At 46.5% G+C, this 21627-nt stretch carries 21 protein-coding genes; 6 read left to right on the top strand and 15 right to left on the bottom strand.

Going from position 1 to position 21627, the window contains the following annotated elements:
- Positions 1 to 278: 278 nt before the first annotated feature.
- Positions 279 to 1517 (bottom strand): Zn-dependent hydrolase, encoded by a 1239-nt coding sequence (locus QUA56_RS24175; RefSeq protein WP_333362689.1) that lies wholly within the window; start codon positions 1515 to 1517, stop codon positions 279 to 281.
- Positions 1518 to 1721: 204 nt separating this feature from the next.
- Here QUA56_RS24175 and QUA56_RS24170 point away from each other — a divergent pair, with 204 nt between their 5' ends.
- Positions 1722 to 2141, top strand: coding sequence for an allophanate hydrolase-related protein (locus QUA56_RS24170; RefSeq protein WP_333362686.1), 420 nt, complete (start codon positions 1722 to 1724; stop codon positions 2139 to 2141).
- Here the strand turns inward: QUA56_RS24170 and QUA56_RS24165 are convergent.
- From QUA56_RS24165 to QUA56_RS24140, 6 genes are all read right to left on the bottom strand, one after another.
- Positions 2134 to 2283: a hypothetical protein gene (locus tag QUA56_RS24165; protein ID WP_333362684.1), complete on the bottom strand. Its 150-nt coding sequence runs from the start codon at positions 2281 to 2283 to the stop codon at positions 2134 to 2136. The two genes, QUA56_RS24170 and QUA56_RS24165, sit on opposite strands and share 8 nt — an antisense overlap.
- 20 nt (positions 2284 to 2303) lie before the next feature.
- Positions 2304 to 3209 carry an allantoinase PuuE gene (gene puuE / locus QUA56_RS24160; RefSeq protein ID WP_333362681.1) on the bottom strand — a complete coding sequence of 302 codons (906 nt, stop codon included), beginning with the start codon at positions 3207 to 3209 and terminating at the stop codon, positions 2304 to 2306.
- Between the two features lie 127 nt (positions 3210 to 3336).
- Positions 3337 to 4029 (bottom strand): GntR family transcriptional regulator, encoded by a 693-nt coding sequence (locus tag QUA56_RS24155; RefSeq protein ID WP_333362678.1) that lies wholly within the window; start codon positions 4027 to 4029, stop codon positions 3337 to 3339.
- 296 nt (positions 4030 to 4325) lie between these two features.
- Positions 4326 to 6542, bottom strand: coding sequence for an iron uptake porin (locus tag QUA56_RS24150; protein WP_333362675.1), 2217 nt, complete (start codon positions 6540 to 6542; stop codon positions 4326 to 4328).
- 187 nt (positions 6543 to 6729) lie between these two features.
- Positions 6730 to 6855: a hypothetical protein gene (locus QUA56_RS24145; RefSeq protein ID WP_333362672.1), complete on the bottom strand. Its 126-nt coding sequence runs from the start codon at positions 6853 to 6855 to the stop codon at positions 6730 to 6732.
- Positions 6856 to 7328: 473 nt separating this feature from the next.
- On the bottom strand, positions 7329 to 8519 hold the full coding sequence (locus QUA56_RS24140) for a transposase (RefSeq protein WP_333362669.1): 1191 nt from the start codon (positions 8517 to 8519) through the stop codon (positions 7329 to 7331).
- Between the two features lie 126 nt (positions 8520 to 8645).
- Here QUA56_RS24140 and QUA56_RS24135 point away from each other — a divergent pair, with 126 nt between their 5' ends.
- Both QUA56_RS24135 and QUA56_RS24130 read left to right on the top strand, forming a co-directional pair.
- Positions 8646 to 8780: a hypothetical protein gene (locus tag QUA56_RS24135; RefSeq protein ID WP_333362666.1), complete on the top strand. Its 135-nt coding sequence runs from the start codon at positions 8646 to 8648 to the stop codon at positions 8778 to 8780.
- A 14-nt stretch (positions 8781 to 8794) separates the two neighbouring features.
- Positions 8795 to 9565, top strand: a complete 771-nt coding sequence (locus QUA56_RS24130) for an ABC transporter permease (RefSeq protein ID WP_333362663.1) — start codon at positions 8795 to 8797, stop codon at positions 9563 to 9565.
- Here QUA56_RS24130 and QUA56_RS24125 read toward each other — a convergent pair.
- The 7 genes from QUA56_RS24125 to rsmI form a co-directional block, all read right to left on the bottom strand.
- On the bottom strand, positions 9550 to 9705 hold the full coding sequence (locus QUA56_RS24125; protein ID WP_333362661.1) for a hypothetical protein: 156 nt from the start codon (positions 9703 to 9705) through the stop codon (positions 9550 to 9552). The two genes, QUA56_RS24130 and QUA56_RS24125, sit on opposite strands and share 16 nt — an antisense overlap.
- Positions 9706 to 10015: 310 nt before the next feature.
- Complete coding sequence (gene uraD, locus QUA56_RS24120) at positions 10016 to 10513, bottom strand: 2-oxo-4-hydroxy-4-carboxy-5-ureidoimidazoline decarboxylase (protein WP_333362658.1); 498 nt, start codon at positions 10511 to 10513, stop codon at positions 10016 to 10018.
- Between the two features lie 36 nt (positions 10514 to 10549).
- Positions 10550 to 10834 (bottom strand): hypothetical protein, encoded by a 285-nt coding sequence (locus tag QUA56_RS24115; RefSeq protein WP_333362656.1) that lies wholly within the window; start codon positions 10832 to 10834, stop codon positions 10550 to 10552.
- A 69-nt stretch (positions 10835 to 10903) separates the two neighbouring features.
- Positions 10904 to 11359 carry a hydroxyisourate hydrolase gene (gene uraH / locus QUA56_RS24110; RefSeq protein ID WP_333362653.1) on the bottom strand — a complete coding sequence of 152 codons (456 nt, stop codon included), beginning with the start codon at positions 11357 to 11359 and terminating at the stop codon, positions 10904 to 10906.
- 102 nt (positions 11360 to 11461) lie between these two features.
- Positions 11462 to 12622 carry an FAD-dependent urate hydroxylase HpxO gene (gene hpxO, locus QUA56_RS24105; protein ID WP_333362649.1) on the bottom strand — a complete coding sequence of 387 codons (1161 nt, stop codon included), beginning with the start codon at positions 12620 to 12622 and terminating at the stop codon, positions 11462 to 11464.
- 233 nt (positions 12623 to 12855) lie between these two features.
- A complete protein-coding gene (locus QUA56_RS24100; protein WP_333362646.1) occupies positions 12856 to 14079 on the bottom strand; it encodes a glycosyltransferase in 1224 nt (407 codons plus the stop codon).
- Between the two features lie 125 nt (positions 14080 to 14204).
- Positions 14205 to 15086 carry a 16S rRNA (cytidine(1402)-2'-O)-methyltransferase gene (rsmI, locus tag QUA56_RS24095; RefSeq protein ID WP_333362643.1) on the bottom strand — a complete coding sequence of 294 codons (882 nt, stop codon included), beginning with the start codon at positions 15084 to 15086 and terminating at the stop codon, positions 14205 to 14207.
- Positions 15087 to 15168: 82 nt separating this feature from the next.
- On the opposite strand from rsmI, the gene QUA56_RS24090 reads away from it, so the two are divergent.
- From QUA56_RS24090 to QUA56_RS24080, 3 genes are all read left to right on the top strand, one after another.
- Positions 15169 to 16032: a PfkB family carbohydrate kinase gene (locus tag QUA56_RS24090; protein WP_333362640.1), complete on the top strand. Its 864-nt coding sequence runs from the start codon at positions 15169 to 15171 to the stop codon at positions 16030 to 16032.
- A 247-nt stretch (positions 16033 to 16279) separates the two neighbouring features.
- Positions 16280 to 17407 carry a cupin-like domain-containing protein gene (locus QUA56_RS24085; RefSeq protein WP_333362637.1) on the top strand — a complete coding sequence of 376 codons (1128 nt, stop codon included), beginning with the start codon at positions 16280 to 16282 and terminating at the stop codon, positions 17405 to 17407.
- Positions 17408 to 17650: 243 nt separating this feature from the next.
- Positions 17651 to 18529: an inositol monophosphatase family protein gene (locus tag QUA56_RS24080; protein ID WP_333362634.1), complete on the top strand. Its 879-nt coding sequence runs from the start codon at positions 17651 to 17653 to the stop codon at positions 18527 to 18529.
- 322 nt (positions 18530 to 18851) lie between these two features.
- Here the strand turns inward: QUA56_RS24080 and QUA56_RS24075 are convergent, their stop codons facing one another.
- Positions 18852 to 21245: an ATP-binding protein gene (locus tag QUA56_RS24075; protein ID WP_333362631.1), complete on the bottom strand. Its 2394-nt coding sequence runs from the start codon at positions 21243 to 21245 to the stop codon at positions 18852 to 18854.
- Positions 21246 to 21627 lie beyond the last annotated feature (382 nt).

Raw genomic sequence — 21627 nt, 5'->3', positions numbered from 1 at the left:
TTGCGCTTCAGCGCCGGCCGGCGCTGAAGCGCAACTACAAACCTGTTTTAATGTGCCAGTTGCGTAAGTCATGATCCATTAAACTGCTACTGCAATTTTGTCGCCATAAAGTAATGATATAACACCAAATCGGATTATAAAACTCTGCTATATAAAGTTGCATAAAGTTGCGGTGCGTGACTAAAAAAACCTGCCACACAAGCCCAAATTAATTCACAGTCACGCACCCTACATCGCTCAATCTAAAATCTCAAATCTCAAATCTCAAATCGATCGCCCTAGCCGTAAAGCCGATCGAGCTTCAAGAACGTTTGCAACAGCGCATTTGCTCCCTGAGTACACTGTTCGGGGGAAGTATATTCATCTTCTGCATGGCTGATGCCGCCGCGAGAAGCAACGAAAATCATCCCCATATCGGCAAACCGTCCGATTTCTTGTGCGTCGTGTCCGGCACGGCTGATTAAATGCGTGTAACTCAAGCTTAATTCCCGGCAAACTTCTGCAATTGCATTTTGAATTTTTGGTGCTGCTAGCGTCGGCAATACGTGCAGCATTTCCGTCATTTCAACTTCGGTTTGGGTGGCAGATGCGATCGCCCCAAACTCCTGTTTCATTTTAACTAACAACTCTTCCAAATGAGTTTGAGATATATCGCGCAAGTCGATTTTAAAATCCACCTTTCCCGGCACAATATTTGTAGCATTCGGCGACACATTTAAGTAACCCACCGTTGCTACCTGTTCTCCGGGTGTTTCTACTCCCAGCTTGTTGACTGCGAGTACCATTTGTGCGGCCGCTACCAGCGCATCTTTTCGGGCGTGCATGGGCGTCGAACCGGCATGATTCGGGCGGCCCGTTACCGTTACTGCATAGCGGTACTGTCCGACAATGCCTTTGACTATTCCTATTTCGTCGCCGGTACTTTCCAAAACGCCTCCTTGTTCGACGTGCAGTTCTACAAAAGCTGCTATTTCTTGGGGATGGCGTTTGGCATCCCCAATTTTTGACCAATCTCCGCCAATTTTTTCGAGGCAAGTTTCAATGGAAGTACCGTCGCTGCGTCGGTAATATGCCGCATCGCTGACTGTATTTCCGGCCATTGCTTTGCAGCCGATAACGGTGCATTCTTCGTCAGTAAATACGATCGTCTCAATGGGATGTTCCAAGCGCAGGTTATTTTCGTGCAGTACCCGCACCACTTCAATGCCTGCCAAAACTCCCAAAACTCCGTCGTAATGGCCGCCCACAGGAACGGTGTCGATGTGAGAACCTGTGGCTAGCGCTGCAGCCTCGCGGTGTCCGGGATATCGGCCGATAATGTTCCCCGCCGCGTCAATGCGAACTGTCATCCCTGCTTCTACCATCCAAGATTCAACGAGTTGGCGGGCAAGCAAATCTGCTTTGGTAAATGCTACCCGACTGACGCCTCCTCCCGGTAGTTTGCCGATTTGAGCGAGTTGGGCGATGCTGCGGTTGAGGCGCGAGCCGTTGACTGAAAGTGTTAATGTAACTGTCATCTAAAGTTCTGCTATTGATTGATTTAACTAATTGTTGTATACTGTATGCAATAGCATTTAAATGGGCGAAACTATGTAGCCTTGTTTACAAAAATCGATGGCTTTGGCACTTAAACTGCTGTATGCAAAACACAGTAAGCAGAATAAAGGCGATCGCGGCGATTTAACTGTACAAAAAAGCACAATTTTTTATCGGGTGTGGATATGAGTCAAACAGCAATTGCAGCCAAACGAGTGTTCATTTGCGGTTCTGCCCTTCGGGGTCAGCCGGACAACAGCAACCTTGGAGATGCCAAGTTTATCAGAGAAACGAAAACTCGTCCGATTTACCGCTTGCACTCCGCAGAAAATGGCTGGCATCCTGCAATTTACGAAGTGGCCGCCTCCGGCGTATCAATTCCGGGCGAAGTGTACGAACTGACTCCAGAGGAATTTGAACAGCTTGCAGCGGGGGAACCGCCGTATATGTATCCGTCGGATGTGGTTTTGGAGGACGGGGAGGTGTTGACGGCTTTCTTGTACCCGCAGGAGTTGGTGGAAAAGTACCAATGGGAAGATATTTCCGATCGAGGTGGGTGGGCCGCTTATAAAGCCAGCGCGGTTAACGCAGGGCAAATTAACTGATTTCGCTGGCATCGGGCGGCGGGCTAGACGCCCACCCCACAATCAAATTGAGTGGTTGTGGAACAGGCATCTTGCCTGTTTGTTTGGGCGGCGGGCGAAACGCCCACCCCACAATCAAGTTGAGTGGTTGTGGAACAGGCATCTTGCCTGTTCTTGACAATGCTACGGCTTGTGATATTCGTGCCAGTGTCGGGCAATATCGATGCGGCGGCATACCCACACCTTTTCGTGCTGCTGCACGTAATCCAAAAAACGCGCCAGGGCAGCAGCGCGCCCCGGCCTGCCCGCCAAACGGCAGTGGAGTCCCACACTCATCATCTTGGGCGCTGTCTCGCCCTCGGCGTAGAGTAAGTCGAAAGCATCCCGCAGGTAAGCAAAAAACTGATCGCCGGAATTAAACCCCTGATTGGTAGCAAACCGCATATCGTTGTTGTCGAGGGTGTAGGGAATTACTAGGTGGGGTCGCGAGCACTCGTACACCCAGTAAGGCAGGTCATCCGCGTAGCTGTCGGCATCGTAGAGAAAACCGCCTTCCTCGGCTACTAGCTTGCGAGTATGGGGGCTCGTGCGCCCGGTATACCAGCCGAGGGGACGGCTGCCTGTAACTTGCGTATGGAGGGCGATCGCCCTGTGCAAATGCTCCCGTTCCGCTTCTTCTCCAAAATACTTATAATCGATCCAGCGGTAGCCGTGGCTGGCAATTTCCCAATCGGCCTCTAACATCGCTGCCACTGCTTCGGGATGCCTTTCTAATGCCATAGCTACCCCGTAAACTGTTACCGGAATTCCCCTCGAAACAAACATCCGGTGCAGCCGCCACAAACCGGCCCGACTGCCGTATTCGTAACAGGATTCCATATTCATGTGCCGCAGTCCCGATAGGGGGACGGCCCCGACAATTTCTGACAGAAATGTTTCCGAAGACGCATCTCCGTGCAGGATGCAGGTTTCTCCGCCTTCTTCGTAATTGATGACAAATTGCACGGCTATGCGCGCTCGATCGGGCCATTTGGGGTGGGGCGGATTTTGCCCGTAACCGATTAATTCTCGCGGATAATTTTGTGGCATATAAGTTATTTGTTATTTGTTATTTGTTATTTGTTATTTGTTATTTGTTAGTGATAATAACTAATTCCCGATGCCCGATGCCCGATGCCCGATGCCCGATGCCCGATGCCCGATGCCCAATCTCAAATTATTGATGTTGTTCTATCTCCTGAATTTCTTTAATTACCCGCGCTTTACTGGCAATTAAATGTTCTTTAATTGCTTGGACAGCGGCGGCCGGATTTTGTTCGCTGACAGCTTGATAAATGCGGCGGTGTTCGCTGCGGATTTCCAATACTCCCGGATTGTATTCCATTGTGCGGAGCCGCACTAAGATCATTTTGTCAAACACCTGATCCAACAGAGTTACCAACCAAGGATTGCCGGAACTTTGCGCTAGCAAGCGGTGAAATTGGCAGTCTGCGTACAGCAATTGATAGTTGGTGAGTTCGCCCGATCGCGCCTGTGTGTTATTTTCTGCCTGTTGGACGATCGATTCGAGTTGTTTCAATTGAGCCGGTGTAGCATTTTCACTGGCCCCGACTACCGATAACTGTTCCAAAGCGATGCGACAATCGTAAAGATCCGCAGCATCGGCGATCGACAGCGTAGCGACGCGCAATCCATTATTCGGATCTGCCGTCACTAAATTCTCTCGTTGCAGTTGGCACAAAGCTTCTCTAACCGGAGTTCTGCTGACGTTTAGCATTTCGGCCAGTTGTGTTTCGATCAGGCGTTCTCCAGCCGCTAATTCCCCCGACAGGATAGCAGTTCGGAGAGCTTGGTAAGTTTGTTCGTGGAGGGATTGAGTGCGACGAATCGCGCGAAATGACAGGCCCAAAATCTGTTATCCTTCAGTTTAAAATAAAGTTAGTTTACTATTGTTAAAAATGGTTGATTCAGCCTCCTATCTAAAACTTTTATGTTAAATGAGAGTTTGTTTTGGCTGACTCATTATCAATGATACAGCAAATTGACGCTTCTGTAGCAGATAGGTATAGATTGCAGGTGACATTTGTAGGGACTATAGATTGTACGCGACACCTGTAGGCATACGGCAGTGCCGTGTCCCTACCCGCACCTGTAACTGTAGGCACACGGCAGTGCCGTGTGCCTACTTAAAAGCCGTGTGCCTACTTAAAAGCTAAACTGAGTGCGGAGATTTCCGACAAATACAGTGGGGTTGCCATCAAAATTGTTGGCATTAAAGATAGCATAAAATGCCGGGACGATCGCAATATTATTCGTAATCGGGTAGTAGTACGAGCCCTCTACCTCGTACTGAGTCCCTCCATTACCGCCACCAGAAAGCAAAAATCTGCGGCCCGATATATAATCCTGGGGAACCACAAATGAAAGTACACCCAGCGCCCCCTTTTTACCCAAATCGGGAAATCCCATGCCAACTTGAAAAGATTGTACTTTAATATCTCCGCCAGAGCGATCGCGATTTACCGGATTTACCTCTAGTTGACCGTAGGAATACCGCCCGAACAAACCAAAATTCCGGCTCAGCAACCAATCGAAATTGAGCACAAAAGTATCAGCACCGGAATCTCTAACTCTTCCCCCAAAACCGTCATCTGCATAGCCGTAAGGCAGCGGTTCGCCAACTGCTCCGCCGATGAATCCATTATAAGGTTTGAGGCTCGATCGCGCGTAAATCAGCCTGAGATTGAAAGAGTTGCTGGGAGAGTATTCTAATTGCGCTGTAATCGTGTTTGAACTGTTGAACAAACCATCGCTGGGATTGCTAGCGGTATTAAATACAGCAGGATTCAAAAATTCGGTATTTTCAGCCATATAGGCAGCAGTAAACCTGACAGGTTTGGCAATTTGCCAAATGACAGCAGCACCCGATCCGCGATCGACTGCATTCAACAGTGTACTTCCGTTCGAGTTAAAACTCGTTGCCCCCCTCAGAAAAAACGTGAAGCGGTTGCCGTCAAAGTATCGATAATAATTCAACCGCGGCCCGATCGAAACTTGAACTTTATCTCCTACCGGAAACGTGTAGGACATCTCGCGAATTCCCACATTATTAGCCGCCGGCACGCCAGTTTGATCTAAAAACGGCGTTCCCCAAGAGTTGTAAAAACCCGCCGATACCAGTTCGTTCGCAGGCGAGTTGCCGTTGCCGAAAACTAACTGAGTCACCAGAGAATCTTTGCCCGTAAACGAGGTATTTAGCGTCAAGAAAGCGTAGTAGCTAAAAGTAGTTTCAGGTCGATCGCGATCGACGCGAGTCGGTCGATTGTTTGCATCCCGAGTTGGGGGAGCAAAGGCGCTGTTCGGGGCAGTGCGGCTGCGTTCGGCAGTAATGTCGCCTGTGGGAAATGCTGATGTGAGGTTGAACCAAACCGTAGCATTGAGTTTCGTTGTGGTCGAGAATTGATTCGATTCTAGCTCCGCCGTGCGAGCTTCTAATACATCGACTCTACCGCGCAGCGTTGCTAGTTCTGCCGCAAATTCTTCTTGCAGTCTTTGGAGTTTTTGTAAATCCTCTTTTTTGACTAAATTCGAGGTTCCGCCTGTTATCAACTCGGAAATTTTATCGAGGCAAGCGTTCAAGCCGGCGGCGAATTCGTAGCGAGTCATGGCTCGATTTCCGCGATAAGTACCGTCGGGATATCCTGCGATGCAGCCGTAGCGTTCAACTAAGGATTGCAGTGCTTGAAATGCCCAATCTGTGGGTTTGACATCGCTGAGTTGGGAAACTGAGGTGACTTGCTCTATTTCGGAAGCGTCGTTTATTTCCAGGCTATCTATCTGTTGGATATCGTCAATACTTGCCGGATTTTCCTGCGTTTGGATTGATTCCGCCAATACGTTCGATTCGCCGGATTCTTGGGCTGCTGTTTCTGTAGGTTTTATCTCGTTTTCTTGAGAAAATGCTGGGACTTTTTCCTGGTCTGTTTCTGGTTGATTTTTGGGTGCGATAGCGGCGGGATTTTCTGGTGTTACCGCTGGATTTGTCTGGGTGGGAATTGGTGCGATCGCAGCTTGTGATTTCCCTAATTCTTCAGTTGCTGTGTTTGCAGGTTCTAGATTGTTTGATTGGGCAACTGCTGCGATATTTTCGCTGTTAAAAAGGAGGGAAATATGCTCTGATTTTTGTTGCTTGTTTAGTTCAATAGCGGCGTTTATTTCCGGTGTTACCGCAGGGTCGATCTGTGTTTTAATTGGTGCGATCGCCAATTCTGCTAGCGGTAACTCTGCTGTCTGGGCTGTTGCTTCCTCTGTTTCAGAAACGGAATTTTCCGCAGCAAAGCTGGCAGGAGAATGCAGTAAATTAATACAAAAAAAGGCTGGCGTTGCTGTCAGCAGGATTTGGAAAAACCAAAATTTAGACATGATCCTCACACCGTAAATAGCGAAATTGGAGGCAGAGCCTCCGGATATGCGTTACCAGGCTCTGCCTGGTAACGAGTAGAATACCCCTCGATTTCTTAGTCCGCGTAGGCGGACTTTGTTTGTTTAGTAGCGGTTTCAACCGCCGAGCGATCTCGGACAACGGCCATATATTCGATCGACTTTTAAGTCAACGGTTTGCGATCGGCAGCAGCAGGTAAAGCCCGCTCCTCTGCTGAGATTGGCAGCTACTCAGGATGACTGGACTGGCAATCAGCACTAGGGATAGCGATCGTACTAACCACGTATTTTTCATGGAGAAAAGCTTGCTATTTGGACAACCAACCAAAGGAAAAACCTATTCTATTTAGCGCGCCAAACACGATCGCTAATCTATGCAGATGTTGCGTCAAAGTTAAGCAGCGCTTTGGCTTGCCGTATACCGTATACTTTAATTACTTGACTTGCTGTATACAGAGACACATTTTTTTGGTTTGCGTCAAACCACAATGAAACCCACAATGAAACAGAGAAGGTGCTATTTCGACCGCACTTGATGATGTTGTGTTCGATTGCTTTCTCGGCAAAATTTTGTATTTTATGATGCAGAAAACTCTCAAATTATCAATAATAAGTAAAAAAGATTAATGGGTGATGCTGCAAGATTTGTGGATGCGGGTGAAGTGCGTTTGCATCCCGATCGCTCACGATTTGCGGGAGGCAGTTTTCTTATCGGATACAGTTTATTTGACACTCCTCGGCTTGAAAGCGCGAGGATTCTTGGATCGATCAGTCGATTTGTTCGTTGATGTCTGCCACCAGCGAGTAGAGCTCGGTCTGTCCCCAAGCGTTAATTTCGGCGTGCCCCGCCGTATTTAAATTGATTCCTGCTTGCTTAAATCCTTTAGCCAAAATGTTTAACGCGGCGTTATGGTCGCGATCCAATGTCGTACCGCAACCGCAAATATGGGTTCGATTTGAAAGTGTTTTCTTAACAGTATTGCCACAATTTGAACACTCCTGGGAAGTGTACTGAGGAGCAACAGCAATCACTGTTTTACCGTAGACTTTCCCAAAGTATTCTAACCATTGAGCAAATTGTGACCATGCTGCATCACTAATTGATTTAGCAAGCTTATGGTTTTTCACCATATTCCGCACCTGAAGGTCTTCGTAGGCTACAAAATCGCTAGATTTAACCACGCACAACGCCGTCTTGATGGCGAAGTCTTTACGCTGCCTACCAACCTTCAGGTGTTTTCTTCCTAACTTGTTAATTGCTTTTTTCCGATTGCTAGAGCCTTTCTTTTTTCGAGAAATTCGTTTCTGCAATCTTTTCAAAGCTTTTTCACTTTTTCGGAGATATCGAGGGTTGGCGACAGTCTCACCATCACTGTCAGTATAGAAGTGGTTCAACCCCACATCTATTCCAATAGCAATACCTGTGAGAATAGGTTCCTCTTTTCGCTCCACGTTGATGCAGAATTGGGCATAGTAGCCGTCGGCACGACGCACAACTCTGATGCGTTTAATTTCGTCATGCCCAGAGAAATGCAAATCCCGATTACCGATCAACTTAAACTTCCCAGCAGCAAAACCGTCTTTAAATGTTAGACATCTTTTGTCGGTAGAAAGCGACCACCCGGAAGTTTTGTATTCTACGGAGCGAGTATGTTTCTTGAACTGCGGGTAGCCCTTTTTTCCTGGTTTCTTGGCTTGGCAATTAGCAAAAAAACGTTGGATAGCAAAAATGGCACGTTCGGCAGAAGCCTGACGTGCCATCGAGTTAAGCTTGCCCGCCCATTCAAACTCTTTCGCCATAATGGCGCATTGTTTGTATAGGTCAATTAACTTAATCCCTTGATTATCTACCCAGTATTTAAGAGTTTTATTTCGGACAAATTGAGCCGTCCTAATCATTTCGTCAATGACTCGGTATTGCTCCGCTTTGCCTTTTAATTTAAACTCTAATGTTATCATTCAATTAGTCTATCACGCCCACAGATCGCAATATTCACAAGATGTGTTTAATTCACAATTATTTACACTTTATGGAAATTAAAGCCGTCCTAAAAGGACGGGGCTTTAGACCCAAAAATCTTGGTAATGGGCCCGCGTCCGAGTTCGATCGTCTATAAAGTCAAGGTCAACCTGCAACGTCCCACCAATCTAGATATGATGATGTCGGATGAATTCAACCGCATCGTTGCAGAACTGCGCCGCCACATTCACCGCAATTGAAAAACGAAAAAGCAATGGATAATTTAGAAAAATTTGCGCGCTCAAAAACGGCAAGTATTGTCCTGCCAATTGCTGCCACAATCTTGCTGTTCGTGGTGTGGGAAATTCTGGTATTCCTGTTCAAAATTCCCCCGTACAACTTGCCCGCACCTTCTGCGATTATCGTTGCAACTTTCACTCAAAGCAAAGCACTGATCGAAAACACCGGACAAACCCTGTTTACAACTCTAGCGGGTTTCATCCTCGCCATTGTTGCAGGCGTAGTGCTGGGGTTTCCGATCGGATATTCCCGAATTGCATATATAGTTCTTTACCCGCTATTAGTTGGGTTCAATACTGTACCGAAGGTAGCGTTAGTGCCGCTGTTTGCGCTGTGGTTTGGCATAGGTACGGTGCCGGCAATTCTGACTGCATTTTTGCTGGCATTTTTCCCGATCGCCGTTAACGTAGCTTTAGGATTAGATACAGTGGAACCCGAGATGAAAGATGTAATGCGATCGCTGGGTGCATCCCAAATCGAAATTTTCCAAAAAGTCGGGTTCCCCCACACCTTACCATACGTCTTTGCCTCGCTCAAAGTTGCAATTTCCCTTGCCTTTGTCGGGGCTGTAATTTCGGAAACAGTAGCGTCCAACAAAGGCATCGGTTACTTAATTGTCAGCGCGAGTTCTAACTTTGACGTGCCTTTAGGTTTTGCAGGATTGATGGTTTTGGCAGTGCTGGGAACCGTGCTTTACGGCTTTTTTGCTGCGGCGGAGAAATACCTGATTTACTGGGCGCGCTGATTGGATGGGCTAAGCCACATCCAGTGCCGGAAAATGCCGTGCTGGTAGCCTAAAGGTTCTTCGTGCTGAGCCTGTTTGATGTCTTCTACAGGTACTGGCGCGGGGGATTTTTTTGTGAGTTGGCGATTGAAGAATGTCATAACTTTGCCTCCAAGAGAGTGGTTTCTGGGAGACACATGGAAACCTGTCACCATACCAGCTTGATTTGGTATGTCCGAATCTTTTTCTGTGTCTTATGATACCATAATAGAACTTTTTGGGCGGGAAGTATCCCCCGATCGGGTGATATTTCCTGCATTTAAATTGTCATTGGGCCCCAGAAACCGGGTTTTTTACCGAACCTGCGGGCTGCAACGAAGAATTTTCGTAAAAAAACCCGGTTTCTTTAGAGTCGTGTCTGAGACTAAATTTGGGCGGGCGAGACGCCCACCCCACAATAATTTGACTGCATCATCGGATTGCCGACTCAAGGCGAAAGCGGGCAATCTCGCAAATTTCAGCTAAAGCCTGCTGCATTTCAGTTTCAGGGGAATTATCGAGGCGGCTTTTAAATGCTTCGAGAATGCTGGTTTTAGTGTGTTTTTTCACCGCAGCAATGAAGGGGAAACCAAACTTTTCGCGGTACGATCGATTGAGGAATTGAAAGCGATCGAACTCCTCAACAGATAGCCGATCTAAACCTACACCTGTCTGTTCGCTAACTGATGCTTCCGCCATTTTCGCTTTGCTTCCTAAATCCGGGTGCGCTTGAATCAAAGCTAATTTTTCGGATTGAGTCATGGCGCTGACAACTGTTACCATTTTGGCGTGCAAATCGGCTGTGGAGGCAAAAGGGCGATCGTCCCAAGTGCGGCGGGCGATCGCGGGTGTGTGTTCAAAAATCTCGCCCAGGGCTTCTGTAAATTCTTCGGAGCTCATTTGGTTGAGTTGAACTAAAGAATATTGCATTGTTTATGAAAATACTATCTAACAACTAACTACTGACTACTGACTACTGAATTGAGTTTGTTCGATTTCGCCGTGGGCTTTGAGGAGTGCAGCAATTTTCCGGCGGATGATAATTCCCGGTTTATCTGTCATCATTTGCTGTTCTTGCGCGATGTCGAGGGGCACGTCCCAATCAGTTGTTTCTAAAATCTGTTTGTCTTCTAAAGTAACAGCGCGATTGAAAGCAATTATATCGCTAGCTTTTGGTTCCCCGGACAATTCGACGGTAGGAATGACTGGATACCAGAATCGTTTAAAAACAGCTTGCTTCGTAACTAACATAATGCCTCGCCACAATCAAGGATAACTAAACCCTTCTGACAACTGACAACTGACAACTGACAACTGACTTCAGCTACCTCTATAAGTGCTGTACGACCAAGGGGAAACTAGCAAAGGTACGTGATAATGTGCGGTGGAATCGGCGATGCCGAACTGAATCGGAACGCTGTTTAAAAACGGCGGTTCTGGCAAATTTTCGGCGCACTTCGCGAAGTATTCGCCCACGGAAAAGACTAATTCGTAAACTCCCGGTTTGAGTTCGCTTTCTGATAGTAACGGAACTGCGGTGCGACCGTCAGCATTAGTTGTTACTGTTTTCAGCAGGGTTTTTTCGCCGGAGTTTGGGTCAATAGATTGCAGGGCGATCGACATATTTGCTGCCGCACAGCCGCGGGCTGTATCGAGAACGTGAGTAGTAAGTTTGCCTGACATTTTTGAATGCTTGATTAAGTGCTGATTTTCGATCTGTTTCCACTCGTTAACAGGCTCTGCCTGGTAACGCAGATCCGGAGGCTCTGCCTCCATTTTTCCTGTTTGAAAAGCGAGGCAGAGCCTCTGGATCTGCGTTACCAGGCTCTGCCTGGGAACCAGTTATTTTTGTTGATACAAATAGCGCGCTAGTTTCTATTAGTGTAACGGGCCGGCTGCGATCACTTTGGCGATCGCATCGGTGACATCAGTAGGCCGTTCATCAGCCAATTGTTCGTACCACTGTTCTGTTACCTGCGGATCTTTGCCGTGTATTTGTTCCGCGCGCTGTCGGGCTTTTTCTACAACTGCATTGGCCCGCTGTTTGCGCTCGGTTTCGTAACGTTTTAGCGCGTATTCTACGCCCAAATTCGTACTCAAAAGGTAGTTGCTAAGTACCAGCGCATCTTCCATCGCCTGACAGCCGCCTTGTCCGAGATCCGGGCAGGTGGCGTGGGCGGAATCTCCCAGCAAAGCAACTTTACCGCGAACGAAGCGGTCGATCGGCCCTACGTCGTGAATTTCCGGCCGCGCCACTGCTGCGGGATCGAACCTGTCTATTAACAATTGCACGGGCTCGGCCCAACCTTGAAAGTGTTCTTTAAGTTCCGCTTTGTAATTGTCGGGATTGGCGGGAGTGCCTTTGGGCAAGGGAACATCTAAGAAAAAGTAAAATCGATCGCCCGCTACCGGCATCATTGACGCCCGTTTGTGTTCGCCGACATATATCGCCCAAGTATTTTTCGGCGCGAGTTCTTCATCTGCCGGAACTAACCCGTTCCAGTTGATATAGCCGCCGTATTTCGGCTCTACTTCCCTGCCCAATATATATGTACGCAAAATCGAGCGCACGCCGTCAGCCGCCACTAACAAATCGCCCCGCGCTTTGTCTCCGTTTTCAAAGATTGCTGTTACTCCGCTTTCGTCTTCTTCTACAGAAATACACTTGCGATCGAGCTGGACTTCTCCCTTAAATGCTGCTAGCAACATATTCTGCAAATCTCGGCGGGCAACGGGATAGGGGCGCTGACCGACTTGTTGAATTAGCGGCATTAAATCGATGTCATTCAGGAGTTCGCCGGTTTTGGTGCGGTATTCCATGCGATCCATTTGCCCGCCAATTTTTGCCATCTTTTCGCCTAAACCGAGTCGGTTGAGAACTTTGACTCCGTTCGACCACAAAGATATTCCGGCTCCTGCGGGGCGCAGTTCTTTAACGCGATCGTAAATTTCAACTTCATAGCCCGCTTGTTGTAGGGCGATTCCCGCAGTTAAGCCGCCAATTCCCGCACCGATGATGACAACTTTCAAGTCGTGCATTCTCTGTTTCTCCTGCTGAATGACATCTTATTTCAAGAATTCATAACAGTTAAATAACTTTTGTTTTTGGTCTGCCCGAATTTTGAAATTCACTATATTTTATAATACTATACTTGCTGTTTTTACTGTATCGTAAATTACTAATTTATGCGGTTTTAGGCAAATTGCGATCGGCTTTGGTGCGGCATATCCCCGTAGGGACACGGCATTGCCGTGTCCCTACTGTGGGTATCTTACTCAGCTATAAATTTTGTTAACTCGCCCAGATTTTGCTGAATCGCATTTATCCCGCGCAGGTGAGACAAGGGAGAACCTCCGTACAAAAAGTTGTTCAAGCTAACTTGATAATTTTGCTGTACCGCCAAATCCAGCCATAAATTCTTAAAGGCTTCTCCCGGTTTGTAGTCGGGGATATTGTGCTGATAGTAAGGAAAACTGTCTATACAAGTATTGAAAAAGTTTTTGCGCCCGCAATGCTTTAAATACTGATATCGCGGTTTGAATTCTGTTTGATTTTCCAATACTGTATAAATAGTATCCGCTAAGGATTCCGGGTCAAATTTAGCGTAAAGACCGGCACCTTCGGGGAAAACTGGCGAGTTTCCTCTGGCGTATTGGTTGAATTCTTCAAAACAAATTACTGGTACGTTGCAACTCATGGCTTCGGTAATTCCCCGGTTTTTTCCTTCGAGGAGTGAACCGAGGATAAATGCTTGCGCCCGCGAATAATATGTGGGGATTTCGCTGTAGTAGTCTACTCTCGGCACTAAGTTAATGTAGTCGGAGGGGTTGATTAAAATTGCCTCGATTTGTTGCCATTCTTTTAAGGCGTACTCGTCGAGAGTTTTCAGGTTGCTAGCATCAAAGTCATGGCCGGTGACGACTGTTAATTTTATCGGTTTTTGCGGATATTTTTGGCGGTAAACTTTTAAGGCTTTGGCTATGATTGGCAAATTTTTTTCTTCGGAAATTCGGGCGACGGCTAGCAAGTCGATGTCTTTGGCGGGGACGTTGCGCGGGGAAATTAAGTATTCGTTGATGAAGTCGGTGTCTTGCAGTGGTATGATTGGTTTGTGGGCGCGATCGACATAAGTTTCGCGAAACCACTTATCTCGCTGCGGGTTTTTGTATAAACTCGAGTAGGCGTCAGCTATGGGGGCCCAGGAGTAGGAAGTTCCGGGGGAATAGGTGAAGGATAAAAATACTGAGGAAAGTTGGGGAAATAGTTTGTTGATGAGTTCGACTGCTTCGCTGAAATAAATTCCTTTGATGAAACGCCCTTCGTAAAACAGCGGGGGAAGTAAGACGTAGAAACTGACGGTATCGAAGCGGTGGGGTTGGTCTTCAAATATCTCCCAGCTAAAGGCGTCTAAGTCTGCATAGATTTCGGCGATTGGTTTGTTGATTTGGGGGTTGCGTAAATATGGCTTTTGTCGATCGTAGTTTCCGCGTACCATAGAAGTTTTTTGGTATTATTGTATAGCAATGTTATTTGTTGTGTGAACAAGATTTTTTTTATGAACCGCAGAGGGCACAGAGGGCGCAGAGGAGAAGAGAAGAGAAGAGAAGAGAAGAGAGATATTCACAATTCATCTAAGGGTTCTTCTACTGATTCATTGTCGCCAATTGTGAGGGCGAGTTGGTAGATTTGGCGGCGGGGAAGGGATGTTTGTTGCGCTAGCTGGCGGCTGGCTTGGGAACGACTTATGCCTTCTGCAATTAATGTTTGCAATTCTGCTTTAATGGCGTCTTCGGAAAATATTGGTGCGGCTGTTTGGATGCCGGCTATTACGAGGGTAAATTCTCCCTGGGGTTCGCGATTGGTGTAAAGCTCGATCGCACTTTCTATACTACCACGCCAAAACTCTTCGTGCATTTTAGTTAACTCTCTCGCCAATACAATCTGTCTGTCGCTTCCCAAACTATTTGCTAAATCTTCTAAAGTTTGCCGCAACCGGTGGGGAGACTCGTATAATATTATAGTCCGGGATTCTATTTGCAAAGCTTCTAAACCGCGCTGGCGTTCTTGACCTTTGGCGGCCAAGAATCCTTCAAATACAAATCTGTCTGTAGGCAATCCCGATGCACTGATTCCGACTATGCAGGCGCTCGGGCCGGGAATCGGAATAATGTTAATATTAGCATCGGCGCAACCTTTGACTAACTCGTATCCGGGGTCAGAAATTCCCGGCATTCCGGCATCGGTGACGAGGGCGATACTCTTCCCTAATAGCAGTTTGTCGATTAATTCGGGGAGTCGCTGGTGTTGGTTGTGTTCGTGATAGCTGATTTGGGGCGTTTTGATTTGAAAGTGGTGCAAAAGTTTGCCTGTATGGCGGGTGTCTTCGGCGGCGATGAAGTCTGCTGCTTGCAAAATTCGGATGGCGCGAAATGTCATGTCTTCGAGGTTGCCGATCGGGGTTCCGACGATGTAAAGTGTTCCTGTATTGGGATTTGGCTGCATTTGGATATTTTTTATTTTAACCGCAGATGGGACACGGGCGGGACGCCCATGCCACACGCCCATGCCACATATTTAAGCAGATATGAAAACTGGATTGTTTTTGGGATTGGCGACTTTGGATTTAATTTATTTGGCCGGGAAGCCTCCGGGTGAAAATCAGAAAGTTGTTGCTTCTGATTGTACCATTGCTGCGGGCGGGCCGGCGACAAATGCTGCGGTTGCTTTTAGCAGTTTGGGGAATGTGGCGGTATTAGGTGGCGTTTTGGGTACTCACGCGATCGCCCAATTAATTCGTGCAGACTTAGCGGAGTATAATGTCAGGATAATCGATTTGGCACCAGGGCGATCGGACTCGCCGCCAGTTTCCTCGATTATTGTAACTGAAGCAACGGGCGATCGATCGGTAATCTCGATTAATGCTACTAAATCTCAGGTTGACAGTCAAGCAATTGACCGGGATATATTAACATCAGTTAATATTGTACTGCTTGACGGACATCAAATCGCAGCCAGCCAAGAAATTGCTCAACTCGCCCAATCAAAAAACATTCCAATTGTCCTCGATGGCGGCAGTTGGAAACCCGGATTAGAAGAAATATTGCCTTTTGTTAAATGGGCCCTATGTTCGGATAATTTTCATCCGCCCGACTGCTGCAATTCAGAACAAGTCTTTGCTTATCTGTCAGCAGCGGGAATTCCCAACATTGCCATCACCCGCGGCCAAAAACCGATTCAATACCTCAGCAAAGGCAGTTTCGGCAGTTTAGAAGTGCCTCAAATTCAAGCCACAGACACTTTAGGCGCAGGCGACATTTTTCACGGTGCTTTCTGCAACTACATTTTACAAGAAAACTTTATAAATGCTCTTGCAGCCGCTGCTAAGATTGCTTCCTCTTCCTGCCAATTTTTCGGAACCCGCGAATGGATCAAAAATCTTAAAAATTAATTTTAAATTAACAAAAATAGCCGGAAACAAGCGAGCGAACCGAGAAAACTCAAATAACCAATACTGGTTAAGCTAAAATAGTTATAGCAATCCTTACAAAATTTGTGAACTCCTCTCCTCTCTTCCTTCGCGACCTTTGCGTCTTCGCGGTTCATCAAAAAACCTCTTCACAAATCAAACCAGATTGCTATATTAGTCAAACAACTTCAAACCAAACAAAACTACCCCAAAACAAAACAATCGAATCATGCCTGACACCCAACCTCTAAGCATCACCCTTCCCCCCTTGCGGATTACCCTAACCGAGCAACAACAGGTTAATCTAGAATGGCTGACGCAAAACTTGCCCAATCTACTCTCCGCGCCCAGCAAACCTGAAGTCCCCGACAATATGAAACAGTGGGTGGCGGCTAACAAATTATTAAATAAACCCGACGCAGAAATCATTAAAATCCTGATAGCCACCGGCATTGATGCGGAAACAGCAACAACAGAAGTTACGGCTATATCCTCTCATCCTTACTTCCAAGCAGGCAGTCATTTTGTGCAGCTACTGCAGAAACTAGAATCGCAACTCACCATCAACAATCAATTAGCTGCACTGTCTTCCAAGTTTGGCACAATCGAACGCAAAAGTAGCCTTTCCCGAGAGTATTTTTTAGAAAATTACTATGCCAAAAATACTCCGGTAATTATTACCAACATCATGCACAACTGGAAAGCGTTGCAGTTGTGGACGCCGGAGTATTTGCAGGAAAAATACGGCGATACAGCGGTGGAAATTCAAGCCAATCGCAACTCCGACCCAGAATATGAAATTAAGGTACACAACCACAAAAAAACCGTTTTCTTCCGACAATATATAGATATGGTGGTCAATGGCGGGTCTAGCAACGACTACTACATGGTTGCTAACAACCAAACTCTGGAAAGAGAGGAATTTAAACCGCTATTCAACGACTTTGAAATTTTTCCAGAATACTTAAATCCCACCGATACAAAAGGCAGAGTTTTCTTTTGGTTCGGGCCGCAAGGTACAATTACACCGCTGCACCACGACCCAGTTAATTTAGTTTTAGCACAGGTATCGGGACGCAAACTGATTAAATTGATTTCTCCGCAGCAAACACCCCTGCTTTACAATTACGTCGGAGTTTTCAGCAAGGTTGACGGCGAAAATCCCGACTACGAAAAGTATCCGCTTTACAGAGATGCGAAAATCATTGAGGTGATTTTGGAACCGGGAGAAGTTATCTTTATTCCTGTCGGTTGGTGGCATCACGTAAAATCGCTGGATGTGAGTATTTCGGTTTCGTTTACTAACTTTGTGTTTCCCAATTATTATGAATGGAAATATCCTCATATTAATTGGTAATCTCTCGTTAGTAGGCTCTGCCTGGTAACGCATATCTAGAGGCTCTGCCTCCGATTCTACTAATAGGAAAAGGAAAGCTCTGCGCCTGATTTTGCCAACAGGAAGAAGGAGGCAGAGCCTCCGAATAGGCATTCCCAGGCAGAGCCTGGGAACGAGTAAAATAAGGTGCGTCAGTTGGGAATTTTCCGATTATTATGAAGAAGACGCAATCTGACGCACCCTACTTAAATTTATAAATAAAACATGAAAACTCTTGAACAGTTAAGCGAAATTGCCCGATCGATCGCCTGGAGTGCATCAGATATCCTACAATCCTATTACCGCCAGGATTCCCACACTCCCAACCTGGACATTCAAGAACAAAAAGACGGCCCAGTTACCGCCGCCGATGTCGCTGTCAATTCTTACATTCTCGACGAATTGCAGTCGGCTTTAGGGAATGCAGAATTTGGCTATCTCAGCGAAGAAACTTACAAATCTTATTTGAAAACCAACGGTCAAATTCCCTTACCTCAAAGTTGGGTTTGGATTATTGACCCTTTGGATGGAACGCGAGATTTTATTGACAGGACAGGGGAATTTGCCGTTCACATTGCTTTAGCGTTCGAGGGAAGACCGGTATTGGCAGTTGTGGCTTGGCCGGAACAACAAAAGATTTATTACGCAATCCGCGATGCGGGTGCTTTTATGGAAAGCCGAGGCGGTTCTGCGGTAAAGTTGCAGGTTTCTGCGCGAAATACAGCGGCGGATTTATCTATAGTAACCAGCCGCACTCACCGGGACGATCGCTTTAATCAATTATTGCACAAACTGCCTTGTCAAAATCAACTAGCTGTCGGCAGTATCGGCTGTAAGATTGCGACAATTGTCGAACAAAAAGCTGATGTTTATATTGCTCTTTCGGGCAAGTCTGCACCGAAAGATTGGGATTTAGCGGCGCCGGAATTGATTTTGACGGAAGCGGGCGGTCGATTTACTCGTTTTGACGGTTCTGCTTTGCAGTATAACCGGGGAGATGTGAGTCAGTGGGGGGGTTTGTTGGCGAGTAACGGTTGCTGTCACGCTGCTATTTGCAGGGAAGCTGAGGCGATTTTAGCAGGGATAGATGCGAGTTTGAAGTAAGTGCGATCGCTCCTCAATATTGTAACGAATAACTTGTAGATACTGTCTTGAACGGGAGCATCTCAGTTTTGTAAAAAGCATTTTTTTTATTGTAGTGCGAGCTTAAGAGCTCGCACTGTAAATGCAAAACTGAGATTAGCCATGATTTTAAAATTCCTGAAGGTTTATAGCCTTTCTCAAAAAGATGAGGTATGACTGACAGCTTACATAACCACCCAAACTAAGAGGGCTGAAGCCCAACAACGTACCTCATCTTTCTGAGAACCGCTATACATTTAACATCGATCGTTCACCCTGAGCGATCGACTGTTAAAAGTTTCCATTAAATAATCGGCAATTCTACTATAAACTCAGCACCGCCTCCGGTTTTGGATTGAACCGGAGATTCAACTGTAAGGCGGCCGCCGTGCAATTTTACAATAATTTTATAGCAAACCGACAGCCCCAATCCTGTAAAATCTTTTAAAGATTTAGTATGGGAAAACGGGTCAAATATTCTGTCTTGATTTTCCGGCGGAATTCTGGAGCCGTTGTGGGCTATTGATACTGCAATAAACCTGCCAGTAGAATCCTCGACAATATCGGTGGTAATTGTAATAATTTGAGCGGAGTTTTCAATACTGTTAACAGCATCAATAGCATTGCTGAGGAGACTCGCGAATACCTGGCTCAGTTGACCGGGATAACACAAAATTGGCGGCAGGTTGTTGTACTCCTTGACTACTAATATTTTTGGCTCCAGCCGGTGAGCGAGCAACAGCAGAATATTGTCGATGCTTTCGTTAAGATTGGCGCGTTCTTTGTTGGGTTCGTCAGGAAGTGAAAAATTCCGAAAAGCCAGGACTATCTGGCGAATGCGATCGGCTCCTATTTTCAAAAAGTTGAGAAGTTGCGGCAAGTCTTCGCTGATAAAATCTAGATCCAAGGTCTCTATTTCTTTGGCAATGCGCGGCACAGGTTGAGGATATTGTTCGCGATAGAGGCGAATTATATCGAGCAAATCTTTGATATAATCGTTAAGGTGAATCAAACGGCCGTAAATAAAGTTAATCGGGTTGTTAATGTCCTTGGAAACTTCGGCGGCGAGTTGACCGATAATTGTCATTTTTTCGCTTTGTACTAAATGCTCTTCGGTTCTTCTGAGTTTGGCAAATACTTCTTCCAACAGTTTGAGTTCTTCTTGAATTTGCCCGTGGAGTTGGGATTGGGAAATGGCGATCGCCAGCGAGTCTGCAATTGCTTCCAAAACTTCTACTTCGTCGGGAGTTGCAAACCGCCGATTGGCGCAGGCGAACAGATATCCGAGCCGATTAGTCTGAGTCAGTACGGGTACTGCTGCGTAGCGGCTGTTTGTGAGTTCGATACGGGCGTTTTCCTGAGACGCTGTGGCATCAGGGGCGGCGGTTTTATGTAGCAGTATCGTTTCGCAGCGGTGAAGCCGTGCAGCTAAATCTCCAGAGGGCCCTCCTGGAACGCCGAAGATTCCCAAGCGCCCCGGCAAACCTTCCCGGCAATATTCCCAGCAAAATTCTAAAGTATCTTGTCGGGGATCGTACCATCCGAAAATTGCTCGATCGAGCTTCAGCAAAGTACCGAGTTCGTCTACTGTAGTTTGCAGGATGCGATCGAGCTGCAAGCAAGCGCGAATGCGCCCGGTCAAGCGGTGGAAAAAAGCTTCTGCGCGAGTGCGAAAGTAATTTAGGGCAAACAGCTTGAGTGCCGCAATTTCTGCCAAAATAGCTGCGGTTAAGAGTAAGGCTGCGGCTGCTGCTAATATATTTAAGGGGAGCAGTTCTTTTTCGAGATTGTCGCAGGGAATTACGAGGGCGATCGACCATTCAGCTTGTTCTAAAGGAAGATAGGCAACATAAACTCTGGCGTTGTTGATTTGAGTCAGCAAAATACCAGTTTTTTGATAAACCATTTCCCGGGCTACATTCGCCAAATTAGTATCTGCGGACTCTAAAAGACTGGGAGCGGCCTTGTCGATATTTCCCATTAACCGAGCGTCGGGATGGACAATCGGGACTCCTTGAGAATTGAGAACAAAAGCGTAAGTTCCTGCGCCATATTCCAGCTTTCCTACTACTTCGGCAATTCGCTCGATGCTAATGACGCCGTTCATTACTCCGATCGGCTTTTCGGCTGTTTTATAAAGATAATTTGCCGAACTCGACCACACCGGAGCCGAAATAGGAACAATACTTTGTTGTTTTAGCGTGCGAGAAATGGTAGGATCTGAAACATAGACTTCCCCAGCCATTGCCTTTTTGAAGTGTTGGCGGTCGCTAACATTAATCAAGGCTCGGCCGAATTTTGTGGTGAAATAAGAACCGTCGGGTGCAATTAATGCGAAGTGCTGAAATTCTTTCAGTCGAATTACTTCGGATTTTAAATAAGGCTGTGCCACGGGCCAATTCATCGAACGAACGGGAGGAGTGTTGGCGAGGATTTCGATCTCGGCCTTTCTAGTGCCGATCCAGCGATCGATCTTATTACCGCGCTCCCTAACTTCTAACAAAGCATTTCGCTCTAAATTGGCGATAATCAAGCGGCGAACGCTTTGATAGCTAATACAACCAGTGATGCTAGCTGCCAGAATTGTTCCGCCCAAAATTAAGAGCGCAGTTTTGTACCGAAGATGGTATTCGGCCTTAAATCCCGCTGACAATAGTCGAGTTAATTTCCACCACTTCACTCTCGCAAAGCTTCGCATGGTTTGACCAATTTGTGAAATTGAAATCCTCAGCTTATCTGCGATTTACTCGCCCCTATGTCAGTAGTCTGAAACTACTAGCATTCAATAATTGCGGGGATTTTTTAAGTTTTTCCCGCCTGCCCGCTCACCTTGTTAAACTGGAATAAGACTTTACCATATTTTTGACAAATTAAAACATTTCATCAACGACTTAAAATTTTTCTTAACAGTCGTTAATAATTTATGTTTATTAGGTGATGTACGCACTGCGTACTCTATAGCAATCCTAAATGATTTGCTGGCATTATTATACGCGAGCTTTCTGGCTCGCACTGCAAGGATTCTGGTCTCGCTCGAGAGAGGCGGCTGATGCGAGGATTGCTATAGGTTGAGATATTTG

This window comes from Microcoleus sp. N3A4 (genome assembly GCF_036701805.1).
Lineage (GTDB): Bacteria > Cyanobacteriota > Cyanobacteriia > Cyanobacteriales > Microcoleaceae > Microcoleus.
The sequence above is the reverse complement of the archived record's forward strand: the minus strand, read 5'-3'. Positions and strand labels throughout refer to the sequence as shown.

Excerpts from the sequence above, each read along its gene's own strand:
- QUA56_RS24175 (WP_333362689.1), bottom strand. The coding sequence starts at position 1,517 with ATGACAGTTACATTAACACTTTCAGTCAACGGCTCGCGCCTCAACCGC.
- QUA56_RS24170 (WP_333362686.1), top strand. The coding sequence starts at position 1,722 with ATGAGTCAAACAGCAATTGCAGCCAAACGAGTGTTCATTTGCGGTTCT.
- QUA56_RS24165 (WP_333362684.1), bottom strand. The coding sequence starts at position 2,283 with ATGCCTGTTCCACAACCACTCAACTTGATTGTGGGGTGGGCGTTTCGC.
- puuE (WP_333362681.1), bottom strand. The coding sequence starts at position 3,209 with ATGCCACAAAATTATCCGCGAGAATTAATCGGTTACGGGCAAAATCCG.
- QUA56_RS24150 (WP_333362675.1), bottom strand. The coding sequence starts at position 6,542 with ATGTCTAAATTTTGGTTTTTCCAAATCCTGCTGACAGCAACGCCAGCC.
- QUA56_RS24145 (WP_333362672.1), bottom strand. The coding sequence starts at position 6,855 with ATGAAAAATACGTGGTTAGTACGATCGCTATCCCTAGTGCTGATTGCC.
- QUA56_RS24140 (WP_333362669.1), bottom strand. The coding sequence starts at position 8,519 with ATGATAACATTAGAGTTTAAATTAAAAGGCAAAGCGGAGCAATACCGA.
- QUA56_RS24135 (WP_333362666.1), top strand. The coding sequence starts at position 8,646 with ATGGGCCCGCGTCCGAGTTCGATCGTCTATAAAGTCAAGGTCAACCTG.
- QUA56_RS24130 (WP_333362663.1), top strand. The coding sequence starts at position 8,795 with ATGGATAATTTAGAAAAATTTGCGCGCTCAAAAACGGCAAGTATTGTC.
- QUA56_RS24125 (WP_333362661.1), bottom strand. The coding sequence starts at position 9,705 with ATGACATTCTTCAATCGCCAACTCACAAAAAAATCCCCCGCGCCAGTA.
- uraD (WP_333362658.1), bottom strand. The coding sequence starts at position 10,513 with ATGCAATATTCTTTAGTTCAACTCAACCAAATGAGCTCCGAAGAATTT.
- QUA56_RS24115 (WP_333362656.1), bottom strand. The coding sequence starts at position 10,834 with ATGTTAGTTACGAAGCAAGCTGTTTTTAAACGATTCTGGTATCCAGTC.
- uraH (WP_333362653.1), bottom strand. The coding sequence starts at position 11,359 with ATGGAGGCAGAGCCTCCGGATCTGCGTTACCAGGCAGAGCCTGTTAAC.
- hpxO (WP_333362649.1), bottom strand. The coding sequence starts at position 12,622 with ATGCACGACTTGAAAGTTGTCATCATCGGTGCGGGAATTGGCGGCTTA.
- QUA56_RS24100 (WP_333362646.1), bottom strand. The coding sequence starts at position 14,079 with ATGGTACGCGGAAACTACGATCGACAAAAGCCATATTTACGCAACCCC.
- rsmI (WP_333362643.1), bottom strand. The coding sequence starts at position 15,086 with ATGCAGCCAAATCCCAATACAGGAACACTTTACATCGTCGGAACCCCG.
- QUA56_RS24090 (WP_333362640.1), top strand. The coding sequence starts at position 15,169 with ATGAAAACTGGATTGTTTTTGGGATTGGCGACTTTGGATTTAATTTAT.
- QUA56_RS24085 (WP_333362637.1), top strand. The coding sequence starts at position 16,280 with ATGCCTGACACCCAACCTCTAAGCATCACCCTTCCCCCCTTGCGGATT.
- QUA56_RS24080 (WP_333362634.1), top strand. The coding sequence starts at position 17,651 with ATGAAAACTCTTGAACAGTTAAGCGAAATTGCCCGATCGATCGCCTGG.
- QUA56_RS24075 (WP_333362631.1), bottom strand. The coding sequence starts at position 21,245 with ATGCGAAGCTTTGCGAGAGTGAAGTGGTGGAAATTAACTCGACTATTG.